At 40.0% G+C, this 25146-nt stretch carries 21 protein-coding genes; 10 read left to right on the top strand and 11 right to left on the bottom strand.

Annotated features, from left to right (window positions below; translation table 11 throughout):
* Window positions 1–99: 99 nt before the first annotated feature.
* Window positions 100–1149, bottom strand: coding sequence for an outer membrane protein Omp38 (gene omp38 / locus J582_RS07935; protein WP_032047696.1), 1050 nt, complete (start codon window positions 1147–1149; stop codon window positions 100–102).
* Between the two features lie 379 nt (window positions 1150–1528).
* Between omp38 and J582_RS07930 the strand changes: the two genes are divergently transcribed.
* From J582_RS07930 to J582_RS07920, 3 genes are all read left to right on the top strand, one after another.
* On the top strand, window positions 1529–2044 hold the full coding sequence (locus tag J582_RS07930; RefSeq protein ID WP_016804645.1) for a GspH/FimT family pseudopilin: 516 nt from the start codon (window positions 1529–1531) through the stop codon (window positions 2042–2044).
* A 108-nt stretch (window positions 2045–2152) separates the two neighbouring features.
* The gene (locus J582_RS07925; protein WP_032047694.1) at window positions 2153–3328 is read left to right on the top strand and encodes a thiolase family protein; all 1176 of its coding nucleotides are present in this window, start codon (window positions 2153–2155) and stop codon (window positions 3326–3328) included.
* Window positions 3329–3453: 125 nt separating this feature from the next.
* Window positions 3454–3897 (top strand): VOC family protein, encoded by a 444-nt coding sequence (locus J582_RS07920; RefSeq protein WP_017394127.1) that lies wholly within the window; start codon window positions 3454–3456, stop codon window positions 3895–3897.
* Window positions 3898–3949: 52 nt separating this feature from the next.
* Here the strand turns inward: J582_RS07920 and J582_RS07915 are convergent, their stop codons facing one another.
* From J582_RS07915 to J582_RS07890, 6 genes are all read right to left on the bottom strand, one after another.
* Entirely contained in the window at window positions 3950–4303 is a 354-nt protein-coding gene (locus tag J582_RS07915) for a DMT family transporter (protein WP_002051463.1), read from the bottom strand.
* A 78-nt stretch (window positions 4304–4381) separates the two neighbouring features.
* Window positions 4382–4867 (bottom strand): DUF934 domain-containing protein, encoded by a 486-nt coding sequence (locus J582_RS07910; protein WP_017394128.1) that lies wholly within the window; start codon window positions 4865–4867, stop codon window positions 4382–4384.
* Complete coding sequence (locus tag J582_RS07905) at window positions 4860–6503, bottom strand: nitrite/sulfite reductase (protein WP_004712033.1); 1644 nt, start codon at window positions 6501–6503, stop codon at window positions 4860–4862. The genes J582_RS07910 and J582_RS07905 overlap by 8 nt, the downstream gene beginning before the upstream one ends.
* Window positions 6504–6666: 163 nt before the next feature.
* A complete protein-coding gene (locus J582_RS07900) occupies window positions 6667–9072 on the bottom strand; it encodes a glucose/quinate/shikimate family membrane-bound PQQ-dependent dehydrogenase (protein ID WP_002051504.1) in 2406 nt (801 codons plus the stop codon).
* Between the two features lie 174 nt (window positions 9073–9246).
* Window positions 9247–10479, bottom strand: a complete 1233-nt coding sequence (locus J582_RS07895) for a carbohydrate porin (RefSeq protein ID WP_079377139.1) — start codon at window positions 10477–10479, stop codon at window positions 9247–9249.
* A gap of 155 nt (window positions 10480–10634) precedes the next feature.
* Window positions 10635–11753: a CaiB/BaiF CoA transferase family protein gene (locus J582_RS07890; RefSeq protein ID WP_032047692.1), complete on the bottom strand. Its 1119-nt coding sequence runs from the start codon at window positions 11751–11753 to the stop codon at window positions 10635–10637.
* A gap of 210 nt (window positions 11754–11963) precedes the next feature.
* Here J582_RS07890 and J582_RS07885 point away from each other — a divergent pair, with 210 nt between their 5' ends.
* The 5 genes from J582_RS07885 (at window position 11964) to J582_RS07865 (ending at window position 17801) form a co-directional block, all read left to right on the top strand.
* On the top strand, window positions 11964–12974 hold the full coding sequence (locus J582_RS07885) for an AraC family transcriptional regulator (RefSeq protein ID WP_002051267.1): 1011 nt from the start codon (window positions 11964–11966) through the stop codon (window positions 12972–12974).
* A 170-nt stretch (window positions 12975–13144) separates the two neighbouring features.
* Complete coding sequence (locus J582_RS07880) at window positions 13145–14350, top strand: acetyl-CoA C-acetyltransferase (RefSeq protein WP_032047691.1); 1206 nt, start codon at window positions 13145–13147, stop codon at window positions 14348–14350.
* Window positions 14351–14370: 20 nt separating this feature from the next.
* Window positions 14371–16506 (top strand): 3-hydroxyacyl-CoA dehydrogenase NAD-binding domain-containing protein, encoded by a 2136-nt coding sequence (locus J582_RS07875; protein ID WP_032047690.1) that lies wholly within the window; start codon window positions 14371–14373, stop codon window positions 16504–16506.
* 164 nt (window positions 16507–16670) lie between these two features.
* Window positions 16671–16925, top strand: coding sequence for a hypothetical protein (locus tag J582_RS07870; protein ID WP_002051419.1), 255 nt, complete (start codon window positions 16671–16673; stop codon window positions 16923–16925).
* Window positions 16926–16940: 15 nt separating this feature from the next.
* Window positions 16941–17801 carry a patatin-like phospholipase family protein gene (locus J582_RS07865; RefSeq protein WP_006580330.1) on the top strand — a complete coding sequence of 287 codons (861 nt, stop codon included), beginning with the start codon at window positions 16941–16943 and terminating at the stop codon, window positions 17799–17801.
* Between the two features lie 29 nt (window positions 17802–17830).
* Here the strand turns inward: J582_RS07865 and J582_RS07860 are convergent, their stop codons facing one another.
* Both J582_RS07860 and J582_RS07855 read right to left on the bottom strand, forming a co-directional pair.
* Window positions 17831–18250: a GNAT family N-acetyltransferase gene (locus J582_RS07860; RefSeq protein ID WP_032047689.1), complete on the bottom strand. Its 420-nt coding sequence runs from the start codon at window positions 18248–18250 to the stop codon at window positions 17831–17833.
* Between the two features lie 12 nt (window positions 18251–18262).
* Window positions 18263–19474: a class I SAM-dependent methyltransferase gene (locus tag J582_RS07855; RefSeq protein WP_032047688.1), complete on the bottom strand. Its 1212-nt coding sequence runs from the start codon at window positions 19472–19474 to the stop codon at window positions 18263–18265.
* Window positions 19475–19601: 127 nt separating this feature from the next.
* Here J582_RS07855 and trhA point away from each other — a divergent pair, with 127 nt between their 5' ends.
* Both trhA and J582_RS07845 read left to right on the top strand, forming a co-directional pair.
* Entirely contained in the window at window positions 19602–20243 is a 642-nt protein-coding gene (trhA, locus tag J582_RS07850) for a PAQR family membrane homeostasis protein TrhA (RefSeq protein WP_006580327.1), read from the top strand.
* A 134-nt stretch (window positions 20244–20377) separates the two neighbouring features.
* Window positions 20378–21688: an MFS transporter gene (locus tag J582_RS07845; RefSeq protein WP_004712018.1), complete on the top strand. Its 1311-nt coding sequence runs from the start codon at window positions 20378–20380 to the stop codon at window positions 21686–21688.
* A gap of 66 nt (window positions 21689–21754) precedes the next feature.
* On the opposite strand, the gene J582_RS07840 is transcribed toward J582_RS07845, so the two are convergent.
* Together J582_RS07840 and secA are read right to left on the bottom strand one after the other, a co-directional pair.
* Window positions 21755–22198: a hypothetical protein gene (locus J582_RS07840; protein ID WP_002051244.1), complete on the bottom strand. Its 444-nt coding sequence runs from the start codon at window positions 22196–22198 to the stop codon at window positions 21755–21757.
* A 130-nt stretch (window positions 22199–22328) separates the two neighbouring features.
* Complete coding sequence (gene secA / locus J582_RS07835) at window positions 22329–25052, bottom strand: preprotein translocase subunit SecA (protein WP_017394136.1); 2724 nt, start codon at window positions 25050–25052, stop codon at window positions 22329–22331.
* Window positions 25053–25146: the final 94 nt, after the last annotated feature.

The following is a 25146-nucleotide window of genomic DNA, read 5'->3' as shown; positions in this document are numbered from 1 at the left end:
ACATATTATCAAGGAGATAGAGAAATGAAAAATATTTTAAAAATCACAATAAAAAAAGCGACTCTAACGAGTCGCTTTTTTACTGTTCAGAAACTCAAATTATTGAGCTTGTTGACCAGGTTGAACTACTACAGTACGGCTACCAGTAATTGTCGCGAATACACGACGGTTCATAGCACGACCTTCTTTAGTTTTGTTGTCAGCAATCGGTTGATCCCAAGCGAAACCTTGAGTAGACAAACGAGAAGCGTCAACATTGTATTCGTTTACAAGAGCTGATTTAACAGAGTTAGCACGAGCTAAAGATAAACGTTCGTTCAACTTACGTGGACCAGTGTTATCTGTGTGACCTTCGATACGTGCAGTAGCGTTAGGGTATTCAGATAATTTTTCAGCAACTTTAGCGATTTCTGGCTTGTATTGGTCTTTGATGTTTGATTTGTTAGTATCAAAGAACACACGAAGTTCCATGTTAAGGTCTTCAGTTAACTCTTGTGGTTGTGGAGCAACTGGAGTTGGTTCAACTGGAGCAACTTCTACTACAGGAGCAGCAGGCTTCAAGTGACCACCAAGAACTACGTTTAAACCAGCAAGAGCTGTATAGTTCCAGAATTGTTCATCAAAGTTATAAGTACCACGAGCTTCTGTACGAAGAGATAAAGCATCGTTGATGCGATAGAATGCACCGATACCAGCATTACCTAAAGTACCTTCTTCACTTGTGTGGTAACCAAGATCAGGAATCTCGTATTTGTAGTGACCGGCACCTAACAATACGTATGGCTTGAATTTGCTGTCATAGTTTTTAGTAATTAAATCAGAAGTAACATAGAAGTTACCGTTGATTTGTTTTTGTTTGTATTCAGCATTTGGAGCACCAGCAATACCGTTTACATCACCTTTAACTTGGTTATATTCAGCTTCAAAACCTAACCATGGTGTTAACTCAATACCTAAAGCTGCACCAACGAATAAATCGTCTTGTAGCTCAGGTCCATTTGTTAAACTACCTTTGTCACCACCGTTATTGTGTTGGCTGTCTTGGAAAGTGTAACCAAGCAATAATGGAGTAACTGTTACGCCAGCATTAGCAGCAGCTAATGGAGCAGCAACAAGCATAGTAGCAAGTGCAATACGACTCAATTTCATGGATATCCTCCAGAGATAACAATTGTTGTTCAAGCTCAGCCTAAATTTATTGGCCCCTGAGATATTTTTACCCCAGTATTATTTTTAAGCTATTCACATTTGAATCATACAAACACTTGATCAACTTTCCAAGTGCTTGATAATTTTAATCAAGTAAATTATTGACAAAATTACTTACAATTTCCGTTGTAATTCGGTAATTTTTTACTCAACTAGCAAAAATGAATAACTTCTTTGTTTCGCTTGCGGTGATTTTACCAGTATTCTAGCCAACTGATAACCCTTATTTAATTTTGTGTTTCCTTATTATAAAAAATAATATAAATCATTGTCAGAAAACATAAAATTGCTCTATTTATACATATATTAAGGTTTCTTAATGTTTAGATCTCCTGGTTTTACTATAGTTGAGCTCTCTATAACCCTCGTAATTCTTGTGATTATGTCAGTTATAGCCATTCCTTTATACCATCAATTTATGGCATCTGTAGAATTAAAAAATACCTCGCGTGTACTCACAATTCATATACAAAAAGCCAAATCGGACGCAATTATTCAGCATAAGAACATTGTTCTGTGTCCAAGTTCAGATCAGGTAATCTGTAATACAGATTGGAATAAACACTTAATCAGCTTCGTAGATAGTAACCGCAATCTACAGCATGATTTAAATGAAGAATTATTAACCTCTATAGATCTTAACCATACTTATGGTTCTATGAAATTACAACGTTTTGGTAAAAAACAAAATAGTATTGTTTTTCAAGGAAGCTCGGGACTTCCAATCGAGTCTAATGGTAGTTTTATTTACTGTTCTTATGATCAGCTTAAAAATTTTAAATTAGTTCTTAGCAAAATGGGTCATGTGCGTGTCGAAGAATTAAAAAATTGTTAGAACTCTACAGTCTAATGCCGAGACCAATACATCCCTCATTTTGCAATATACTGCTTAAGTTTTAATGTTTTCTTAATTTGAGATAAAGAACAATCGGAGATTACAACAATGACTGACATCGTAATTGTTAATGGTGCTCGTACTGCTATGGGTGGTTTTCAAGGATCACTATCTAGTCTAACTGCTCCTGAACTAGGTGCAGTAACAATTAAAGAAGCAATCGCACGAGCAGGCTTGCAACCTACTGATGTCGAAGAAGTCATTATGGGTTGTGTACTACCTGCGGGTTTAAAACAAGGCCCTGCCCGTCAAGCGATGCGTAAAGCTGGTTTACCTGATTCTACAGGTGCAGTGACGATTAATAAGCTTTGTGGGTCAGGCATGAAAGCCGTGATGCAAGCAGCAGACATGATCAAAGCAGGCAGTGCTGAAATTGTGGTTGCAGGTGGCATGGAGTCAATGACTAATGCTCCTTATGTATTGCCCAAAGCACGTGCTGGTTACCGTATGGGTCATGGCGAAATTAAAGACCATATGTTCTTCGACGGTTTAGAAGATGCTGAAACAGGTCGTTTAATGGGTTCATTTGCTCAAGATATGGCAAATACACGTGGTTATACACGTGAGCAAATGGATGACTTTGCCATTCGTTCTTTAAAACGTGCTCAAACTGCAATTACTGAAGGCTATTTCAAAGATGAAATCGTCCCTGTTATTGTCTCTACACGTAAAGGCGATGTCATTGTTGACCAAGATGAACAACCTTTAAATGCCAAGATTGATAAAATCCCATCACTTAAACCAGCTTTTGCAAAAGACGGTACAATTACCGCTGCAAACGCGAGTTCAATTTCTGATGGTGCTTCTGCACTAGTTTTAACATCGAGTGAAGTTGCAGCACAGCGCGGCTTACAACCGCTTGCTAAAATTATTGCGACAGCTTCAAATTCTCAACATCCTTCAGAATTTACAATTGCTCCAGTTGGTGCTATTGAAAAAGTACTTAAAAAAGCTGGATGGAATGCTCAGGACGTTGACCTTTGGGAAATTAATGAAGCATTTGCTATGGTTACCATGTGCCCAATTGATGATTTCAAACTTGATGCAGAGAAAGTAAATATCAATGGGGGGGCTTGTGCCCTAGGTCATCCGGTGGGTTCTACAGGTTCTCGTATTATTCTTACACTTATTCATGCGCTTAAACGTACTGGCGGTAAAAAAGGTATTGCCGCACTTTGTATTGGTGGTGGTGAGGCAACAGCTGTTGCCATTGAAATTCTTTAATTAAAACCTGTTTAAAATCCCACTTCGGTGGGATTTTTTATGAAAAATTTACAAAAAAAGACCCACAAAATCACTTTTAAGTTTTAACTTATTTCTTTAAACGAAAACAACAATGGACAATAACAATGCAACTCAATCACTATCTCAATTTCCAAGGTCAGGCAGAACAAGCCTTTAATTTTTATAAATCGGTCTTTGGTGGTGAATTTGCTATGCTGAGCCGTTATAGCGACATGCCACCTAATGAGGGTGTAACATTATCGGAAGCCGAAAAAAATTTAGTGCTTCACGTTTCTCTACCGATTAATGAGTACACAGTACTCATGGCATCAGACACTATCGATCAATTCTGTACCCCGAATAGTGTATTTACTAAAGGTAATAATCATTACATCGCAATCAACCTTGAAAAAGATGAGCAAGAAAAAGCAAAACAGCTGTTCGATGCTCTATCTCTAAATGGACAAGTTGAAATGCCATTAGAAAAAACTTTCTGGGGTGCATTATACGGTGCATTTACCGATCAGTTTGGCATAAAGTGGATGGTTAACTGTCAGCTTGATACATAATATTTTTTAAGATCAGCCCCTTATAGAGACACTTACTATTTCTATAAGGGTCTTAAACATTAATATTAGAATACTGCGCAATAATCATTAAACCAACGGTAATAAAACCTATACCTACCCATCCAGCTACATCAATATTCTGCCCAAGAAAAATCTTTGCAAGAAAAGCAGTTGCTAATACACCTATTCCAGACCAAAGCACATATAAAATTCCCGCCTGCATATATTTCAAAGCAATAGCTGCACATGCAAAAGACCCAATATATAAAACTAGAGCAATTCCTTGAGCAGTTTTATTAACTAATCCATTGCCTTTAGCCGAATAAAATGTTGAGAGCACATCTGTCGCGATAGCAAATATTAACCACCAAGCACCGGGATTTATTTTTGAAATTAAGCCTAACATTCTTATTCTTCATTCATTTATTAAAAAGTAATTATAAAAAAAGCTGAACCTAAGTTCAGCTTCTTCATTTAAAATTATTTAAGCACCAGTTTGATAACTTGCTTGCGGTACGGCTGTTGAAGCTTGGTACGGGTTGGTAAAGTCTTGCAAACCAGCTGCCGCCTCTTGCACATCTTTACCTTCCTTAATTACAAAACTATCAAAACCTGAGCGCTTTAAGTAGTTTAAGACATCCTTAAACACATCGCCAGTTGCACGCAGTTCACCTTGGAAACCTTGACGACGTAATAACGCTGCAAATGAATATCCTCGACCATCACCAAAGCCAGCAAACTCAATAAAGATCGCATCAAGTTCACTAAGTGGGAATGTATGATCTTCTGGTGAATCGCTCACAGTCACATACAAAGCTTTTTTGCCTTGAACGTTAGCTAATTGATCGAGTTGAGCTGTTGTTACAACAACATCACCTTGAGGAACCACACCATCTTCTGCAATGATTTGATAAGTATTGTCTGCAATCGTGCCGTCTTTATAAAGCACTGGTAGAGCTGTATTAAGCATATGCACGCTCCTTAAATGGTTGAATTCCTACACGGCGATATGTATCGACGAAACGCTCACCTTCAGTACGTAAATCAAGATAAGTATTTAATACTTCTTCAATAACGTCTGGAACAGCATCTGCTGCAAATGATGGGCCTAAGATGTCACCGATAGAGGCATCATGGTCTGAATTACCACCTAATGTAATTTGGTAGAACTCAGCGCCTTTTTTATCTACACCTAAAATACCGATGTTACCCACGTGGTGGTGACCACAAGCATTCATACAACCAGAAATATTTAGATCTAAATGACCAAGATCATAAACTTTGTCTAAGTCTTCAAAACGACGTGTAATCGCTTCAGCAATTGGAATTGATTTCGCATTTGCAAGTGAACAGAAATCACCACCCGGGCAGCTAATAATATCGGTAATAAAGCCGATATGTGCACGTGCCATATTGTGTTGTTCAAGTGCTTGCCATACATCGAACAAGTCTTTTTGAGGCACATCTGCCAAAGCAATATTTTGTTCGTGAGTAGTACGAAGCTCACCGAACGTATATTTATCAGCAAGATCTGCAATAAAATTCATTTCTTCGGTGGTCATATCACCCGGTGCGATGCCTGCACGTTTTAGAGAAATCGTAACAATACGATAGCCTTTCACTTTATGTGCATGCGTGTTGATGTTGAACCATTGTTTGAATTTTGGATGCTCAGCGAATAAATCCGTGAAATCTTCATCTGCCAAATCTTGATAATCAAACGGAGTGAACTCTTCATCCAGTTTTTTCAAGATTTCTGGCTGAATTTTTAATGCTTCACGTGTGTGTTCAAATTCAGCTTCAACTTTCTGTGCAAATACTTCAGGCGTTAATGCTTTAACCAAGATTTTGATACGCGCTTTATATTTGTTATCACGACGGCCATGCAAGTTATAAACACGTAGAACAGCTTCTAAGTAAGCAATTAAATCTTCACGTGGTAAAAACTCACGAATGACACTACCGATGATTGGGGTACGGCCTAAACCACCACCAGCCATAATTTTATAGCCAATTTCACCTGCCTCATTACGCACGATATAAACACCAATATCATGGAATGCAGTTGCTGCGCGATCTTTTTCTTCAAGTGCAGAAACAGCAATTTTGAACTTACGTGGCAAGAATGCAAATTCAGGGTGGAATGTACTCCACTGACGAATCAATTCACATGTTGGGCGAGGGTCTGCAATTTCACCAGCAACCACACCCGCATATTGGTCAGTTGTCGTGTTGCGAATACAGTTACCACTCGTTTGAATAGCATGCATTTGTACAGTTGCAAGTTCTGCCAAAATATCTGGCACATCTTCAAGTGCAGGCCAGTTTAACTGAATGTTTTGACGTGTTGATACGTGTGCATAACCACGATCATATTTTGTTGAAACTTCAGCAACTTTACGTAATTGTTTTGAATTCATTAAGCCATACGGCACAGCAATACGCAGCATAGGCGCATAACGTTGCACATATAAACCATTTTGCAAACGTAATGGACGATATTCATCTTCAGAAAGTTTGCCAGCTAAATAGCGTTCAGTCTGATCACGGAACTGAGCAACTCGTTCATTAACCAGCTGCTGGTCGAAATCGGTATATAAATACATGGCGTATGGCTAGTAGATTCATTATTAAGGCGGATAGCATAGCGAGCTTTTATTCATCAATAAAATGCTTTTTTTGCATATTTAATAACGATTTTATTGATAAGCTTATATACATCGATATAAAAAAGCCCAGATAAATCTGGGCTTTTTTGATAGCAAACGTTTATTTGTTATCTGGCAATGCATAAGCCACTAAATAGTCGCCCATTTTTGTACCAAATGAACCATGACCACCGGCCATGATCACTACATATTGCTTACCGTTAATTTCATAAGTCATTGGTGTTGCTTGTCCACCTGCTGGTAAACGCGCTTCCCATAATTTCTTACCATTCGTGACGTTAAATGCACGGATGTAGTTATCTTGAGTTGCACCAACAAACATAACATTACCGGCAGTAGAGATTGAACCACCTAAACCAGGAACACCAATTTTAACAGCTGGTAATTGGAACAGTTTTGGTAAGCTATCACGGATAGTACCAATACGTTTTTTCCAAACGACTTCATGAGTTTTCAAATCTACGCCAGCCACATATCCCCAAGCTGGTTGTTTACAAGGTAAACCAAGCGGAGATAGGAATGCGCTGATTTCTACACCATACGGTACGCCATACATTGGCTGAACACCTTGCTCAGTACCTGCACCTTTTGCAGTTTGCGCGCGGTTTGGATCAGCAGGAATTAGACGACTTACAAATGGCAAGCCAATCGGATTCATGACAGCAACTTGACGATCAGGGTTAACTGACATACCGCCCCATTCAAACACACCTAAGTTACCAGGGAAAACTAAAGTACCGTTTTCAGATGGTGGTGTATAAATACCATCGTAATTGAGACGTTTGAATGACACACGACACATGAGCTGATCAAGCATTGTGGCACCCCACATATCTTTATCAGTCAATTTATCTTGTGGTGCCAAGTTTAAGTCAGAGAATGGCTGAGTTTTTGAATAATGTTCGCCTTTAGTCTGTGGTCCGCGTTTAACTGTTTGTGGAACTGGTTTCTCAGTTACAGGAACAATTGGCTGACCATTACGGCGATCAAGAACAAAGGCATTACCTGTTTTAGTCAATACATAAATTGCTGGAACAGTTTTACCAGATTTGTCTTTAATATCTGCCAAAGATGGTTGTGACGGTACGTCCATATCCCATAAGTCGTGATGGGTTGTCTGGAAGTTCCAAATCAATTTACCAGTTGAAGCATTAATCGCTAACATAGAGTTCGCATAACGTTCTTTCAACTCGGTACGGTCACCACCCCAAATATCTGGAGTACCTACACCTGTTGGAACATAAACGATATCAAGTTTGGCATCGTATGCTAAAGGTGCCCAAGCATTTGGAGAGTTATGAACAAATGTTGTACCTTCACCTGGCATAGCATTTGGATCTGCTGCGCCAGTATCAAATACCCAAAGAAGCTTACCAGTGTTCACGTCATATCCACGAATCACACCAGATGGCTCTTTATTTGAATAGTTGTCTGTCACAGAACCAGCAATAACTACTGTTGAACCTGTCACAACACCAGGAGATGTTGGGTTATAACCACCTGGATAAGCATATGGCATGAATTCTTGTAAATTCACTTCGCCATTTTGACCAAAGTCAGTACATGCTTTACCTGTGTCAGCATTCACAGCCACTAAACGCCCGTCATTAACTGGAACAAAGACTTTACGTGGACATTGTGTAGAGCTAGATTTCTTGCTTTGGAGACTCGTTGCAAACTCAGTAGTATTGTTTGCATCGTAGTACATTACACCACGACAAGTTAAATGCTGGAACGATTTATCCGTTTTAAGTTTCGGATCAAAACGCCATTTTTCTTTACCAGTAGCCGGATCAATCGCAATTAATTGTTGGTGAGCCGTACAGATAAACATGTTATTACCAATTTTAATTGGCGTAACCTGATTGGTTGTTTCACCAGAATCATTATCTGTTTTGAAATCACCAGTACGTAGTGTCCATGCTACTTTCAAATCTTTGACATTTTGGTCATTAATTTGTTTGAGCGGAGAATAACGCTCACCAGCTTGAGTACGACCATAAGCTGGCCAATCACTCTCTGCTACACCTGGAACGGCTTGAGCAGTTTCTGGTTGAGGAGTTTTGATCTCACCATTAATTTCTTGTGGATCGTTGAAGATAGAATAAACCATCAACACGATTGCAATCGCTAAAGTTGAAGATAAGGCAACTTTACTTGATCCAAGGTTGTTGATTCCACGAGTCACTGCCGGAACCAATAACCATAAACCAAGAATACCTAAAATATCTAAACGAGGTGCAAGCGCCCAAAAGTCTGTTCCAACTTCCCAGACACTCCAGATAATAGTACCTAGCATTAATGCAGCATAAACCCACAAAGCAGTTGAAGCGCGTTTGTAGAGTTGCCATGTAACAATGAGAAGTAAGACTCCAGCTACAATGTAGTAAATTGAACCGCCTAGTGTAGCGAGCCAAATACCTCCAATTAACAGGAATAACGCCAATAACCCAATAATGATTACGGTAAAAGTCGTTAATCCTGATCTTGAAGAAGGTTGATTCATAAACCACCTCTTATCAATCATCATTTTTATCGGAAAGATGTGCCAAAAACCTTATAGGAAAATGGCATCACCAATACATATAAAACAAAATTCAGGCATAAAGAAAAAAACGGAAGGTCTGGATACTTCAATCAATGATTTAGCCCTCGACAATCCGTTTTTCGGAATAATTACTTAGAATACGGTTGAGAATTTAATACCGCCTACCCAAGTGTTATCACCATTTTTTAATGCACCAACATGACGAACATATTGCACATTTGGACGAATAGTTAGCCAGTTAGTGGCATGAATACCATAGTAAAGCTCGGTATTGTATTCAGTGTCATATTCTTTGGCTTGAATATCGCTCCAGTCATCATTGATATGAATACGAGCAACGCCAAGTGCCAACTCATCTTGTGGACGTTGATTGAGCAAACCTTTGTAGACTAAGCCTACATTTTGCATGTTATCAACTTTATTAGTATCTGAGTCGTGGAAAGTAAGGTTCACAAAACCTGTTAAACCGCGATCAGTTTGATCAGCTGGCTGGAATAATTTTTGTTTCGCAGTTACCCAAACACCTTGCTTATGAGATGTTTTAGTTGGATTAGTAATTTCCTCTGCATCAGCAGTGCTGTAGTAATAACCTAAACGGTATTCACCAGGCATGCTTTGCACACCTAATTTAGGTGACCAAACAACCTCTGCTGGAATAATTGCACCGTGAGAACCATCTGTGCTTAGGTTGAAACCTTTGCCACGCTCCAAGTTCTCTGGGTTATATTCGTATACACCAATTTGCGTATATAAATCGGGTTGCACATTATATTTAACACGCATTGCCCATTGGCTAACTGGCCAGTTATACCATTGGTCACCAACCCAGTTACCCACTTGTGAACCACAGAGGGCCAAGTTCTGGAAGTCACAGTCAAAACTGTTAAAGTCTTCACCTTCTCCAAAACGACCAACTTTTACATCTAACTTCTGATCAAGGAATTTTTTCTTAATCCACAAGTCTGTTAAACGCCAAGTTTGCTCACGCCCCCACACTTCTTGTGCAGAACTAATGTGTCCAGCTAAAGCTGGAGAATGTTCAGAAAGCGATTGCCCATCACGATAAGTTAAAGTGATTTGAGCTTCAGTATCTTGCCACCCTAAAATTTTACCTAGGTCCAAATGCGAACCTAAAGCAAGTTGCCCTGTATAAGCGCTACCGTGTGTAGAAGTATTCTTTGAATCTAAAATACCGGCGTATTCACCGGTATATCCAAAAGAAAAATCATAACCTTGTGCTTGTAACGCTGTACGTTGCCCGTTCCAATCACCCAACATCCAAGAACTATTTGGGTCAAATGCAGCAGCAGCTTGTGCATGCTGAACAAAAAGAGTAATTGATAAAACGGATAAACAGGAAACCATCAAAGATTTATGCGTTTTCATGTTTACGAACCTTTTATGTCTTTGTTTATAAAGGTTACGCTAATTTTATGTAAAGAAATTATTCAAAATGTTAATCAATTGATTAATCAGATAATAATCTTAGTACTTACTGTATAAGAAATAGCCCTCTAACCTTACCACTGCCCCTCGCCAAGCTTTTGACCTACAAAGGAATATCGCATTTGGGAACGTGAGAACTTAATTGGGCATGCAATTTGAGGTTCTGTATCTGCCGTATTATTTTGCAAAGGAACATTCACAATCCATCCACGTTGTTGTGCTAACGGTGAATTTAAAGCCTCACTTAAACTCAATACGGGCTCTACACATACATCGAGGTTGGCAAAAATTTCATGCCATTCTTTAAATGTTTTGGCTTTAATTTTTTCTTGAATGGCTTGTTTAACGTCCTGTCGATCTTGCACATCTAATGACGCACCTTTTTGTAATAATACAGGTAAATCTAGTGCCGCAGACAAACCTGCCATAAATTGCGGTTCAAGGCTACCGATAGAAAGATAACGACCATCTTGCGTCATATAATAGTCATAGAAAATCCCCCCATTGAGCATCCCCTGCTCGGGAGCCTGTTCAACTTGTGCGGCAAGCGTAGCTGACGCCGCCATACTATTTAGACTCGCTACACAATCCGTCATGGAAATATCAATATATTGACCTATACCGCTACGGTTGCGTTCAACTACTGCAGCCAAGATCGCAATGACTGCATGTAATGAACCACCAGCAATATCGGCAACCTGAATACCAAGCGGTGGCGGACCGCTATCTTGCCGGCCGCTATACCCAGCAATACCAGCTAAGGCTAAATAATTAATGTCGTGGCCAGCCCGGTCTTTATAACTTCCAGTTTGGCCATAACCTGTAATTGAACAATAAATTAAACGCGGGTTAATTTCTGCAAGGGTGGCATAGTCCAGCCCTAAACGGCGCATGACATCTGGCCGAAATTGTTCTATCACAATATCAAACTCGGAAATCTTAGCTTTTATCAGATCAATACTGGCAACATCTTTTAAGTCGAGAACAATCGACTGTTTATTTCGGTTTAGATAACTATGTGCGGTCGCCTGACCATTGGCATATGGCGGCATTATCCGAATGAGATCTGGACGTGATGGAGATTCGATATGGATGACTTCTGCCCCCATATCGGCCAAATACATTGTGGCAAAAGGTCCAGGTAAGAGCGTCGAGAAATCGAGAACTTTAAGTCCATTTAATGCTGTCGTCATCGTATTTTTAACCAGTATTATTCGAATTTTCTTTTATATTAGTTAAGCAAATATTCTAAAACAATGTCATGTTCAGCCATTTACCTTGATCATTTCGGCAATTTAACATGTAAAAAGTGCTTTTACACTGTTGTAAATCGCCAATTTATTTTTTTAGACGGTCATTTAGGTCAATTTAAAGTGAACATCAAAGAGACTGAAGGATTCAATATGAGTCGCGATACGATTAGCATCCACTTCGTGAATGCGGCTTTGACAGGCGTAAAACGCCTTGGCATGGATGTCGAGACGTTACTTTCACATGTGGGTATCGAAGCGGAACTATTACGTCAACCTAAAGCTCGAATCTCACCAGAACAATATACCCGTTTTATAAAAATGTTATGGATGGTCACACAAGATGAACACGTCGGCTTTGATGTACAGCCGCGTCGTTTGGGCACTTTTGCCATTATGTGTCAGTTGATTATTCATGCAAAAACCTTGGGCCAAGCCCTTGAACTCTCATCTCAGTTTTATAAATTATTTGGTGATGAATGGTCGGTAACGCTAGAGCGTGACAAACACGAAGCACGTTTAGTACCTCTCATTCCAAAAACATTAGATCCAGATCATTTCATTACTGAAAGTATGCTCATGATTTGGCATGGTTTGGCATCTTGGCTGATTGAACGCCGCTTACCATTAGAACGTGTTCATTTTAGCTATCCGCGCCCTGCACATGCAGATGAATATGATGCTTTATTCTTTGCGCCAGTTATGCAGTTTGATGCACCACGTACTGAAATAACCTTTGCAGCTGATTATCTTGATTTACCAATCCGTCAAGATGAAAAAACGCTAGAAGAGTTCTTGAAAGCAGCCCCTGCTCAGCTTTTAGTAAAATTCAAGAACACCAACTCGCTGACTTCTCGTATTCGTGACGTACTCAAGAGTCAAATTGGTGAAGAAATGCCAACGCTTAACGACGTTGCATCAATGCTGTATTTATCTCCGCAAACTTTACGCCGCCGCTTAGCTGCTGAAGGTAAAAGCTATCAAGGCGTAAAAGATGCTCTACGTCGAGATGCTGCGATTCACTTGTTGCTCAACCCTGAATTAACACTTGAAGATGTTGCTCAACAGGTAGGCTTTAGTGAAACCAGTACATTCCACCGTGCATTTAAAAAGTGGACTGGTGTAACTCCTGGCTTATATCGCCAACTACATGGTTACCACTAATTCTTAAATCTCTTTATATTCACATCTAGCCCAAGTTCAACTTGGGCTTTTTTATATCTCTATTGGCAAAAATCATCACCTGACTGGTGCGCTTATCGTCATTGCGCTCGCTATTAAAACCAGTACACTCAAAGCACAAATAAATTTTAAGCAATAAAAAAGGAACTGTTATGAGCGAGGCTTATATTATTGATGCCATTCGCACACCAAGCGGAAAAGGAAAAAAAGACGGCTCTCTTTATGAAGTAAAACCAATATCATTACTCACCACCCTATTAAACGAATTGCAACAGCGCCATCAGCTTGATACATCTAAAGTGGACGATATTGTTCTGGGCTGCGTAACACCAATTGGCGATCAAGGTGGAGACATTGCCAAAACCGCAGCAATTGCTGCTGGTTGGAATGATGATGTTGCTGGCGTACAAATTAACCGCTTTTGTGCTTCAGGTTTAGAAGCCGTCAACATGGCAGCAATGAAAGTCCGCTCTGGTTGGGAAGATTTAGTGGTTGCTGGTGGCGTTGAATCAATGTCACGCATTCCAATGGGTTCTGATGGCGGACCATGGGCGTTAGATCCGGAAACCAACCTTAAATCATCTTTTGTTCCACAAGGTATCGGGGCTGATCTTATTGCAACCTTAGACGGCTATAGCCGTGAAGATGTTGATAATTTTGCGGTGAAGTCACAACAAAAAGCAGCGGCAGCTCAAGCAAATGGTTATTTCAATCACTCAGTCGTACCAGTCAAAGATCATTCAGGTGTGGTGATTTTAGAAAAAGATGAATTTATTAAAGGCAATACCACACTCGAAGGCCTTGCAAAACTCAATCCAAGTTTTGAAATGATGGGGCAAATGGGTTTTGATGCAGTTGCTTTACAAAAATATCCAGAAGCACAAAAAGTAAATCATGTTCATCACGCAGGTAACTCATCAGGCATTGTCGATGGAGCAGCTCTCGTTTTACTGGCTTCAGAAAAAGCAGTCAAAGAACAAAATTTAAAACCACGCGCTAAAGTTTTGGCGACTGCTCTCGTTGGTACCGACCCAACCATCATGTTAACTGGTCCTGCACCTGCTGCACGCAAAGCCTTGGAAAAAGCTGGTTTAACAATTGATGATATTGACCTATTTGAAGTCAACGAAGCATTTGCAGCTGTCGTGATGCGTTTTATAAATGAGCTCAATGTCCCTGCTGAGAAAGTCAATGTAAATGGCGGTGCAATTGCTTTAGGACATCCTTTAGGCGCAACCGGCGCCATGATTTTAGGCACCCTACTTGATGAGCTTGAACGACAAGATAAAAAGCGCGGTTTAGCGACGCTCTGTGTCGGCGGTGGTATGGGTATTGCCACCATTATTGAACGTGTATAAAAATTTAGGGATAGATAAAGATGAGTGCAATTCAATACGAAAAAAATGCCGACAATATTGTCATTTTAACGCTTGATTCAACTGGACAATCTGCAAACACCATGAATGCTGAGTTTCGTGACTCGCTTGATGAGGTCACTCAGAAACTTAAAGCAGAAACAGAACTTTCAGGCATTATTTTCCGTTCGGCTAAAAAAACGTTCTTTGCAGGCGGCGACCTAGATGAGCTAATTCAAGTTCAACCTGAGCATGCAACTGACTTTTTCAATATGGTTGAGAAGTTAAAAGGTCATTTACGTACAATTGAAACGCTTGGTATTCCAGTTGTTGCAGCATTGAATGGAACGGCACTGGGCGGTGGATGGGAAATAGCTTTAAGTTGCCATCACCGTATTGCAATCAATGACCCAAAAAGCAAATTTGGCCTACCAGAAGTTACTTTAGGTTTACTTCCGGGTGGCGGTGGTATTGTACGTATGGTACGTCTGCTTGGTCTTCAAAATGCATTTCCATTTTTAATGGAAGGTAAGCAGTTCGGTGTCGATAAAGCCAAATCTTTAGGCTTAATTCATGACACAGCTGAAAATGAACAAGAACTTTTAGATAAAGCAATTACATGGGTTAAGGCAAATCCGAAATCTCAACAGCCTTTTGATGTGAAGGGTTATAAAATTCCGGGTGGCGATCCAAAAACTCCGGCAGTTGCACAAGTTCTTGCCATTGCACCAGCCATGTTAAAAGACAAAACCAAGGGCTGCTACCCTGCTCCTGAAGCGATTATGGCTGCCGCAGTGGAAGGCGCTCAAGTTGATGTTGATACAGCGTTGCGCATCGAGTCTCGCTATTTTACTCAACTAGCAACAGGCCAAATTTCTAAAAATATGATTGGCACGTTCTGGCATGGCCTAAATGCAATTAAGTCTGGTGCAAGCCGCCCTGCCGATGTTGCCAAATGGCAAGCGACTAAAGTTGGTGTGTTAGGTGCGGGTATGATGGGTGCCGGTATTGCATATTCAACAGCCATTAAAGGCATTCCTGTTATCCTTAAAGATATATCTGTTGAAAATGCAGAGAAAGGCAAAGCATATTCTCAGAAATTGCTAGATAAACGTGTTTCACAAGGCCGCATGACGGCAGAAAAACGTGATCAAGTTTTATCGCTCATTACGGCTACAGCCTCTGCTGAAGACTTACAAGGTTGTGATCTGATTATTGAAGCCGTATTTGAAAACCAAGAGCTCAAAGCGAAAGTCACTCAAGAAGCTGAACAATACTTAGTGCCTAATGGCGTAATGGCATCAAATACATCAACCCTACCGATCACAGGTTTAGCGCAAGCAAGCAAGGATGATAAAGCGTTTATCGGTTTGCATTTCTTTAGCCCTGTCGACAAAATGCAGTTGGTTGAGATTATTAAAGGTAAAAACACCTCTGCAGAGACACTGGCGAAAGCCTATGACTTTGTACAGCAAATTGGAAAAACACCAATTGTTGTCAATGATAGCCGTGGCTTCTTTACCAGTCGTGTGTTTGGTACTTTTATTCAAGAAGGTATGCGCTTGCTTGCAGAAGGTGTCCACCCAGCACGTATTGAAATGGCAGCACTGAAAGCAGGCATGCCTGTGGGGCCACTTGCGATTCAAGATGAAGTGTCTTTAACTTTGACCGAGCATGTTGCCAGTGAAGCACGTAAAGCACTGCAAGCCGAAGGCAAAGAGTTACCAAAAACACCGGTAGATGAAGTAATTCATACCATGATTCATGAGTTAAACCGTAAAGGTAAAGCTGCTGGCGTAGGTTTCTATGACTATCCTGAGAATGGTAAAAAGCACCTATGGGAAGGCTTAAATCGTTGGCAAAAAGATCATGATATTTCTGAACAGGATATGATTGACCGTATTTTGTTTGTACAGGCTTTAGATACCTTACGTTGTTACGAAGAAGGTGTGCTAGAGTCAGTTATTGATGCCAATGTCGGTTCTATTTTTGGAATTGGTTATGCACCTTGGACTGGCGGAGCGATTCAATTCCTAAATCAGTATGGTATTGATAAAGCAGAGAAACGTGCTGAAGAGTTGGCTGCCAAATATGGTGAGCGCTTCACGCCCCCAGCGTTACTCAAAACCAAAGCTGAGCAGAAACAAAATATTCAATAATTTAAATCTATTAAATATTTAAAAACTGCATAAACCTTACCCATATAAATATATTTTATTTATATGGGTTTTTCTTTATGACCTTTAAGATTTCAGCCTACTGCCTAAATATGCTATAAATAGACTTCATTTTTGTGCTTCTACAGCACATTCGAGAAATCCTTATGTCCGATAAAAATTCTTCCGAGTCAGCAGTTTTAGGCTGGAAATTTGTTCTGATCGTTGGTGTTTTAAGTGCGATTTTCCTTGGCTTTTTCTATTTAGCAATGAGTAATGAACCTGACTATATGCCAGGTGCTCAGCGCAAAGCTCAACAGCACGAAATGCAACAAAAAGTTGAAAAATCGACAGATCAACAAAGTCAGCATGACAACATGCCTGAAATGGACATGCAAGAACATCAGCATTCACATCAGTAATCAGATATTTTTCAAATGACAGATTTTTCCCGCAACGCATTGGTTGTAGAAGGTGGAGGCATGCGTGGTGCCTTTACCAGTGGTGTACTTGATGCTTTTCTACAACAACAGTTCAATCCTTTTGACTTATACGTTGGTGTATCTTCTGGTTCGACCAATGTGGCTAACTACTTGGCAGGTCAACAAGGTCGGACTTTAACCTTCTATATTGATCATTCCCTCCGTCCTGAATTTATCGATTATAAGCGCTTCTTTAAAGGTGGCGATTTACTTGATTTAAAATGGATGTGGGAAATTGGCGAGCAAGAACATCCTCTTGATCAACAGAGCCTTTTTGCCAAAAATCCAGATTTTTATATGGTATTGACGCATGCTAAAACTGGTCATGCTGAGTATCTTCGTGCTGGTAAAGATAATTTGCTAAATGCACTGCGTGCTTCTAGCTCAATTCCGGTTTTAACTCGTCATCCCGTCGATATTATGGGTGAACCCTACTTTGATGGCGGCGTTGCAGATGCTCTACCTGTTCGCTGGACGGCTCAGCAAAGTGGTGTCAAAAAGCTATTAGTTTTACGAACTCGCCCGAAGAACTACTTTAAAGCCAGTAGCCGAGGCGACCAATTCCTTGCGAAATATGCTTTTAAACACCATTACGGTTTTGCAAATAGTTTGCGTAACCGCTGTGCCCGTTATAATGCTTCAGTTGAATTTGTTCGTAGCAGTAACCCTGAACAGCAAATTTTAGAGGTATGTCCACCGCCTCTTAAAAATATGGCAGGTCGTTTAACGACAAATCCGAAAAAGCTTCGTTACAGCTATGAAGTTGGTTTGGAAACAGGCTTACAAGCCATCGAAAACTGGAATGCTATGAAGTAATTCAAAGTTGAGATTTCTAAAAAGGAATCTCAACTTAACGCTAAAGTCATATCAATATGTGGAATACCACAATCTTGGTAAACCTCACCCTGCACTTTAAAACCTAGAGCTTCATAAAAAGCTGTCACATAAGTTTGCGCGGAAAGCTTTAAATAAGGCAATTTTTGATTACGGGCATAGTCAATAATATGCTGCATTAAAATTTTACCTATACCCTGCTTTCGATAAGGTATTAAAACAGCAACACGTCCTACACTATGCTGCGGTAACAAGCGTGCTGTAGCGATAGGCTGCTCTTTGTCATACACCATAAAGTGCACAGCAGTGGAGTCAAAATCATCCCACTCATCTTCGGGTGCAATACCTTGCTCTTGAATAAAAACTTGTTCACGGATGTATTTGGCGTCCTTCTCAAGCTGTTTCCAATCACCCGCTATAATTTTATACATCCACTCACCTTCCTAGCATTTGCAACCAATATTTTCGATTGGCAACTGATCTTGTAACAACAATTCCAAGGTCTGTTTTTTAATCCCATACATTTCTTTCAATGCTTGAATTTGAGCCATAATCTTCGCATCAGGTTGAGAAACGTCTTTGCGTTTTGTTGCCAAAATCATTTTATTTTTGCTGGTATGTTCAAGCGATACAAACTCAAAAACTTTAGTTTCATAGCCATAAGCTTTTAAAAGTAAAGCACGTAATGTATCAGTCAACATCTCGGCTTGTTGCCCCGCATGAATACCAAACTGTAGCATGGGTTGTAAAACTTCAGGACTATGTAGTTGTGGACGTAATTCTTTGTGACAGCACGGTGCGCACATAATCATTGAAGCATTTAAACGAATTCCAGTATGAATGGCGAAGTCAGTCGCAATATCACATGCATGTAAAGCAATCATAACGTCCAGCTTTTCCGGCTGATAACTACGAACGTCACCTTCGAAAAAGTCTAAGTGGTTAAAATCTACTTTTTCGGCTACATTCTGGCAAAACTCCACCAAGTTACGGCGCAGCTCTACACCAGTAATCAGCGGTATCTTTTGTTGTTCTTGTAAATAATCATATAAGGCAAAAGTTAAATAACCTTTTCCTGAACCAAAATCGACGATGCTTATCTCTTTTTGCTCAGCATCAATCTGCTCATATGCGCTCGCAAAAATTTCGATAAATTTATTAATCTGCTTCCATTTACGAGCCATACTTGGAATGATTTGAGCTTTTTCATCGGTAATGCCAAGCTCTTTTAAAAATGCACTATTCTGCTGTACATAACGTTGTTTTTCACGATCATGCGCTTGTACAGTTGGAGCGGTAGTCACTCTTTGCTTTTTACCCATATTAAGCATGGCTTTTTTCTTATTTTTTTTAAGCTGAATTTCTTGCAGAGTTGAAAATAAATTTGCTTGTTTGCATTGAACAATCAGTGTTGCGATCTGTTCTAAACCCTCTTCAAAGGTATAGTTTTTGGTCACATCTTGAGTAGTATAATGATATAAAGCTGAAAGCTGTTTTTTCCCACTTAACTCCAGAATACGGAAAGTGATTTTTTCTAGCTGTGCCATCTCTCCTTTATATTGGCTCAAAATCAAACGCTCAAAACTTTGCTCATCAAGCATTTGTTTGATTTCATGAAAGAATTGCTGTTCTTGCTCAAAGGAGAAAACCGACACAGATATACCTAAAGAATGGTGACTCATATAAAGTGAAAGTTTAAAGGGTATAGGATTAAAAATAAAATAACTTTACGACTGTTTTGTATTTCTATACATTTGTATTTTTAATCAAAAAAATAAACTTATGAGCAAATCGGTGTTAGAAACTTACGATCCTAAAGAAGAACTTTTTAATGCCTATAGCCATGGTGCTGGCGTTGTTATGGCCGTGATTGCATCTATCCTTTTAATTATAAAAGGTTCTTATCTTTCCACCGCACAGTGGGTAGGTTTGTGGGTATATTCATTTAGCCTCATTCTCGTTTTTACCAGTTCGACTCTCTATCATTTTGCCCAGACCCAAAACTTACGTTACTGGTATAAGAAACTCGACCACACTGCTATTTATTATTTAATTGCTGGGACATATACCCCGTTCTTGAGTATTGCGATACCTACACAAAAAGCTCATATTCTGCTTATTGCACTCTGGAGCATTGCTGCAATTGGTACACTTTTCAAGTTAGTTTTTATTCATCGTTTTCAGAAAATCTCTTTGCTCGCTTATGTTCTTATGGGGTGGCTTGCCGTTTTTGTAATGGATGATATGCGTACCTATTTAAGTAAAGACGCTTTGATGTTATTGATTACTGGAGGTTTAGCTTACACCGTTGGAGCATTGTTTTACGCGTTAAAAAAGGTAAGATATACCCATGCGATATGGCATATTTTTGTACTTTTAGGTGCAGGTGCACACTTTCTTGCAATCTATTGGTACGTTGTTTAATCCATTTTTCACTCATATTCAGTGATCCTGAAAGAGTCATGGAAGATGTTCTTTCACACTATTCTTTGAAGAAAAATATGCCTTTAAAGAGAATAGTAAACTAAAAATAAATTTTAACTGATATAAGGACTTATATGGAGTCAACCTCTGCGACAGCTGCTCCTGTAGTAGCCACCAATTCAAAAACACGGGTTTTGTTTGCAAGCTTAGTCGGTACAACCATTGAGTTCTTCGACTTTTATATCTATGCAACTGCTGCCGTGATTATCTTTCCACATCTGTTTTTCCCTGCTAGCAGTGGCAGTGCCGCAGTCTTACAGTCACTAGCAACCTTTGCGATTGCCTTTATTGCCCGCCCTATTGGTGCAGCGCTATTTGGCCATTTAGGGGATCGTATTGGACGTAAAGCAACCCTAGTGGCAGCCTTGCTTACTATGGGTATATCAACGGTATGTATTGGTTTACTTCCGACTTATGCCCAAATCGGGATTGTCGCACCATTACTATTAGCAGTTTGCCGTCTAGGACAAGGTTTAGGTCTAGGAGGCGAATGGAGTGGTGCTGTACTACTTGCAACTGAAAATGCTCCAGAAGGTAAGCGTGCATGGTATGGCATGTTCCCACAGCTTGGCGCACCTATTGGTTTTATTTTAGCAACGGGTTCATTCTTACTTTTAAGTGCAGCTATTCCTGAACAAGCATTCATGCAATGGGGCTGGCGTATTCCATTTATTGCCAGTGCAATTTTGGTTATTGTTGGTTTATATATCCGTTTAAAACTCCATGAAACTCCAGCTTTCCAGAAAGTTTTAGATAAGCAAAAAGAAGTTAATATTCCATTTAAAGAAGTTGTCACGAAACACACTGGAAAGCTTATTCTCGGCACAATTGCCGCAATTTGTACTTTCGTGGTGTTTTATTTGACCACAGTGTTTGCACTTAACTGGGGAACGACAAAACTGGGATATGCACGTGGTGAGTTTTTAGAACTTCAACTTTTTGCCACACTTTGTTTTGCAGCCTTCATACCTTTATCTGCTATTTTTGCAGAAAAATTTGGACGTAAAGCAACTTCAGTTGGTGTATGTATCGCTGCTGCGATCTTCGGATTATTCTTCTCTAGCATGTTAGAGTCTGGAAATACTCTTATCGTTTTTCTTTTCTTATGCACTGGCCTATCAATTATGGGTTTGACCTATGGCCCGATTGGTACGGTTCTTTCTGAGATTTTCCCAACTTCAGTTCGTTATACAGGTTCAGCATTAACCTTTAACTTAGCTGGTATTTTTGGTGCATCGTTTGCGCCATTAATTGCCACAAAACTTGCTGAAACTTATGGTTTGTATGCTGTAGGTTATTATCTTACAGCGGCATCACTTTTATCATTGGTTGCCTTTTTACTTATTCGTGAAACCAAGAATGAAGATGTGAATAATCAGATTTAAGTATTTTCAAACACCCTAACATAAAAAAGCCGGTTCAAAATTGACCGGCTTTTTTATATATGAAAATTAATTCATTGATGCAGGGTTTGCTGGTGCAACACTGTTTGTCGCTGCAGGAGCAGTTACATTACTTGCCGCCACAGCTGCTGCGCCCGCAACTGCTGCTTCACCAATTAATGCAATTTTTGCTTTTTCTTGACTTTTTGCAGATAGAGCTGGGTTAGTTGCCACAATACGATTAATGTTTGCAGAGTTTGCTGGAGCAATCGCAGCAGTTTGTAAAATGATTGGGCGATTACCTGTATTACCCAATGTATAACGAATACCTGTACGCGGGCTAATTACCGTCGTATTCTCTTGTTTCACTACAGCCTGAGCCGAAGTTGGGCCTTTTGCCGCAAGAACCTTATCAACCGTTGTGGTTTGAGGTGCTGAAGCTGTTTCTGCTGCGAAAACAAAACTTGGTACAGCAAGAACAGTTAAAAATAAAGGTTGTAATACTTTTTTCATTGTCTTTCCAACATACACTCTGGATGAGAAGTAAATAGCATTTAATACTTAAAACTGCAAACATTATTCACAGGCTTACTACAAATGAAAAAAAAGCAGAACGATTGTTCTGCTTTTTTTATCACGAAAATTAAATTTTGCCGTGACACTGTTTATATTTTAAACCAGAACCACATGGACATGGTGCATTACGACTTTCTGGTACTGGGAACATTTGTTGTTCACCAGCCGGCTCATTGAGTACTTCTTGAGAGGCAGTCACTTCACCTGTTAAGCCATCTACATCGTCATGTTCAAAAGAAAGCTTCATCGACTCAGCTTGTTGCTGCTGTTGAGCTTCCATTTCTGCAAGTTCTTCTGGTGTTGGAATATGTACACGAGACAAATCAGTCACAACATCAGTTTTAATGACGCCTAACATGTTCACAAACAGGTTAAACGCTTCTTTTTTGTATTCCTGCTCAGGGTTCTTTTGCGCGTAGCCACGTAAGTGAATACCTTGGCGCAAATAATCCATTGCAGCTAAATGATCTTTCCAATGGCGATCAAGAGAGTTTAGAACGAAATGACGCTCAAGCATTGCTGCTGACTCATCACCCATTTGCGCACGGCGTTGACGATAACGTTCGAGCACTTCGTCACTAATACGCTCAACCAGACCTTCTTCATCAAGACGGCGGTCTTGTTCTAACCATTCCTGAACCGGAAGTTCAATACCTAAATCAATACGTAAAGCATTTTCTAGACCTTCAATATCCCATTGGTCATGAATTGACTCAGGTGGAATAAAGTTGGCAATCATGGCTTGCATGACTTCACGATGCATCTCTTCAACGTAATCTTGTAAAGTATTTTCAGCTAACACTTCATCACGTTGTGAATAGATGATCTTACGTTGTTCATTATTCACATCATCGTATTTCAATAAGTTCTTACGAATATCGAAGTTACGTGCTTCAACTTTACGCTGAGCATTTTCGATAGAGCGACTTACCATTTTGTGTTCAATCGCTTCATTTTCTTGTAAGCCCATTGCACGCATCATGGCAACAACACGGTCACCTGCGAAAATACGCATGAGGTCATCTTCAAGAGATAAATAGAAACGAGAAACACCAGGGTCACCTTGACGACCCGCACGACCACGCAGCTGGTTGTCAATACGACGTGATTCATGGCGTTCAGAACCAATAATGTGCAAACCACCTGCTTGCAATACATCTTCGTGGTCCTGCTCCCACTGTGCTTTCAGACGTGCTTCATCTTCTGCTGTTGGGTTTTCAAGCTTGGCAAGTTTCGCTTTCCAGTTACCACCCAAGATAATATCTGTACCACGACCAGCCATGTTGGTTGCAATTGTTACTGCATTCGGGCTACCCGCCTGAGCAATAATGTCTGCTTCACGCTCGTGCTGTTTAGCGTTCAACACTTCATGGTGAATACCAGCTTGCATCAACTTAGAAGATAGAATTTCACTGGCTTCAATGGTTGCTGTACCAATTAGAATCGGTGCAACACCTTGCTCACGAATATTCATAATTTCTTGAATAATCGCATTATATTTGCCGTTACGGTTTAAATAGATTAAATCGTTTTGGTCATTACGAATCATTGGACGATGTGTCGGAATAATAACAACATCAAGACCATAAATTTCCTTCATTTCCGCAGCTTCAGTATCAGCAGTACCTGTCATACCTGAAAGCTTTTTATAAAGACGGAAATAGTTCTGGAATGTAGTTGTCGCTAAGGTCTGGTTTTCAGGCTGAATTTCCAAACCTTCTTTTGCTTCAACTGCTTGGTGCAGACCCTCTGACCAACGACGACCCGGCATTGTACGGCCAGTATGCTCATCAACAATGATGACTTCACCATCATGAATAATATAATGAACGTCACGTTGGAATAAGAAATGCGCACGAATAGCGGCAGATACATGGTGAACAAGGTTTAGGTTTGTTGCCGAATATAAGCTTTCGCCTTCAGCCAACAAGCCCATTTGAATAAGTTCTTGCTCTACAGTTTCATAACCGATTTCAGTCATTTCAACTGAACGTTGCTTTTCATCAATCCAGAAATGCCCACCATCCGCAACTTTTTCTTCTTTTTGCGGGCGTAGTTTTGGTGGAATTGTATTGATTGCTGTATAGAGATGTGAAGAGTCTTCACTTTGACCAGAAATAATTAATGGGGTACGTGCTTCATCAATTAAGATTGAGTCAACTTCATCGATAATGGCATAGTGCAAACCACGTTGTTTCTTTTCTGCTAAAGAAAACACCATGTTGTCACGTAAGTAGTCAAAACCAAATTCGTTATTGGTACCATAAGTAATGTCAGCAAGATAAGCCGCTGCTTTTTCTGACGGTTCTTGCATTGAATAAATTGTACCAATGCTTAAACCTAAAAACTCAAATAATGGACGGTTTAACTCAGCGTCACGCTGTGCCAAGTAATCGTTCACGGTAATCACATGAACGCCTTCGCCACTTAATGCGTTTAGGTAACACGCCAAAGTACCCATAAGGGTTTTACCTTCACCGGTACGCATTTCGGCAATTTTGCCTTCGTGGAGAGTAATACCACCAATCAATTGCACATCGTAGTGACGCATGCCCATCACACGTTTTGCTGCCTCACGACAAACTGCAAACGCTTCAGGGAGTAACTTATCTAAACTTTCGCCATTGTTATAACGTTGTTTGAATTCTGGAGTTTTTGCAGATAAGTCTGCATCGCTTAAAGCTGATATCGTCGGCTCGAGCGCATTGATTTGCTCAACAATTTTGCGCATGCGTTTGAGTTCACGCTCATTTTTTGTACCGAAGATACCTCCGATCAGACTTGCCAACATGGATAAACTCTCTAAATCTTGCTTGGTCAAATGAATAAATTTTTTCTCAGTCGTTTATTATGGTGTCAGAAATTTGAAGTACAAGGGGTTTGCA

Source organism: Acinetobacter sp. 1566109, assembly GCF_000582255.1.
Classification (GTDB): domain Bacteria; phylum Pseudomonadota; class Gammaproteobacteria; order Pseudomonadales; family Moraxellaceae; genus Acinetobacter; species Acinetobacter nosocomialis.
This window is presented reverse-complemented; position numbering and strand designations above follow the sequence as displayed.

What these genes read in the sequence shown, in the direction of transcription:
- omp38 (WP_032047696.1), bottom strand. Translation starts at nt 1,149, where the DNA reads ATGAAATTGAGTCGTATTGCACTTGCTACTATGCTTGTTGCTGCTCCA.
- J582_RS07930 (WP_016804645.1), top strand. Translation starts at nt 1,529, where the DNA reads ATGTTTAGATCTCCTGGTTTTACTATAGTTGAGCTCTCTATAACCCTC.
- J582_RS07925 (WP_032047694.1), top strand. Translation starts at nt 2,153, where the DNA reads ATGACTGACATCGTAATTGTTAATGGTGCTCGTACTGCTATGGGTGGT.
- J582_RS07920 (WP_017394127.1), top strand. Translation starts at nt 3,454, where the DNA reads ATGCAACTCAATCACTATCTCAATTTCCAAGGTCAGGCAGAACAAGCC.
- J582_RS07915 (WP_002051463.1), bottom strand. Translation starts at nt 4,303, where the DNA reads ATGTTAGGCTTAATTTCAAAAATAAATCCCGGTGCTTGGTGGTTAATA.
- J582_RS07910 (WP_017394128.1), bottom strand. Translation starts at nt 4,867, where the DNA reads ATGCTTAATACAGCTCTACCAGTGCTTTATAAAGACGGCACGATTGCA.
- J582_RS07905 (WP_004712033.1), bottom strand. Translation starts at nt 6,503, where the DNA reads ATGTATTTATATACCGATTTCGACCAGCAGCTGGTTAATGAACGAGTT.
- J582_RS07900 (WP_002051504.1), bottom strand. Translation starts at nt 9,072, where the DNA reads ATGAATCAACCTTCTTCAAGATCAGGATTAACGACTTTTACCGTAATC.
- J582_RS07895 (WP_079377139.1), bottom strand. Translation starts at nt 10,479, where the DNA reads ATGGTTTCCTGTTTATCCGTTTTATCAATTACTCTTTTTGTTCAGCAT.
- J582_RS07890 (WP_032047692.1), bottom strand. Translation starts at nt 11,753, where the DNA reads ATGACGACAGCATTAAATGGACTTAAAGTTCTCGATTTCTCGACGCTC.
- J582_RS07885 (WP_002051267.1), top strand. Translation starts at nt 11,964, where the DNA reads ATGAGTCGCGATACGATTAGCATCCACTTCGTGAATGCGGCTTTGACA.
- J582_RS07880 (WP_032047691.1), top strand. Translation starts at nt 13,145, where the DNA reads ATGAGCGAGGCTTATATTATTGATGCCATTCGCACACCAAGCGGAAAA.
- J582_RS07875 (WP_032047690.1), top strand. Translation starts at nt 14,371, where the DNA reads ATGAGTGCAATTCAATACGAAAAAAATGCCGACAATATTGTCATTTTA.
- J582_RS07870 (WP_002051419.1), top strand. Translation starts at nt 16,671, where the DNA reads ATGTCCGATAAAAATTCTTCCGAGTCAGCAGTTTTAGGCTGGAAATTT.
- J582_RS07865 (WP_006580330.1), top strand. Translation starts at nt 16,941, where the DNA reads ATGACAGATTTTTCCCGCAACGCATTGGTTGTAGAAGGTGGAGGCATG.
- J582_RS07860 (WP_032047689.1), bottom strand. Translation starts at nt 18,250, where the DNA reads ATGTATAAAATTATAGCGGGTGATTGGAAACAGCTTGAGAAGGACGCC.
- trhA (WP_006580327.1), top strand. Translation starts at nt 19,602, where the DNA reads ATGAGCAAATCGGTGTTAGAAACTTACGATCCTAAAGAAGAACTTTTT.
- J582_RS07845 (WP_004712018.1), top strand. Translation starts at nt 20,378, where the DNA reads ATGGAGTCAACCTCTGCGACAGCTGCTCCTGTAGTAGCCACCAATTCA.
- J582_RS07840 (WP_002051244.1), bottom strand. Translation starts at nt 22,198, where the DNA reads ATGAAAAAAGTATTACAACCTTTATTTTTAACTGTTCTTGCTGTACCA.
- secA (WP_017394136.1), bottom strand. Translation starts at nt 25,052, where the DNA reads ATGTTGGCAAGTCTGATCGGAGGTATCTTCGGTACAAAAAATGAGCGT.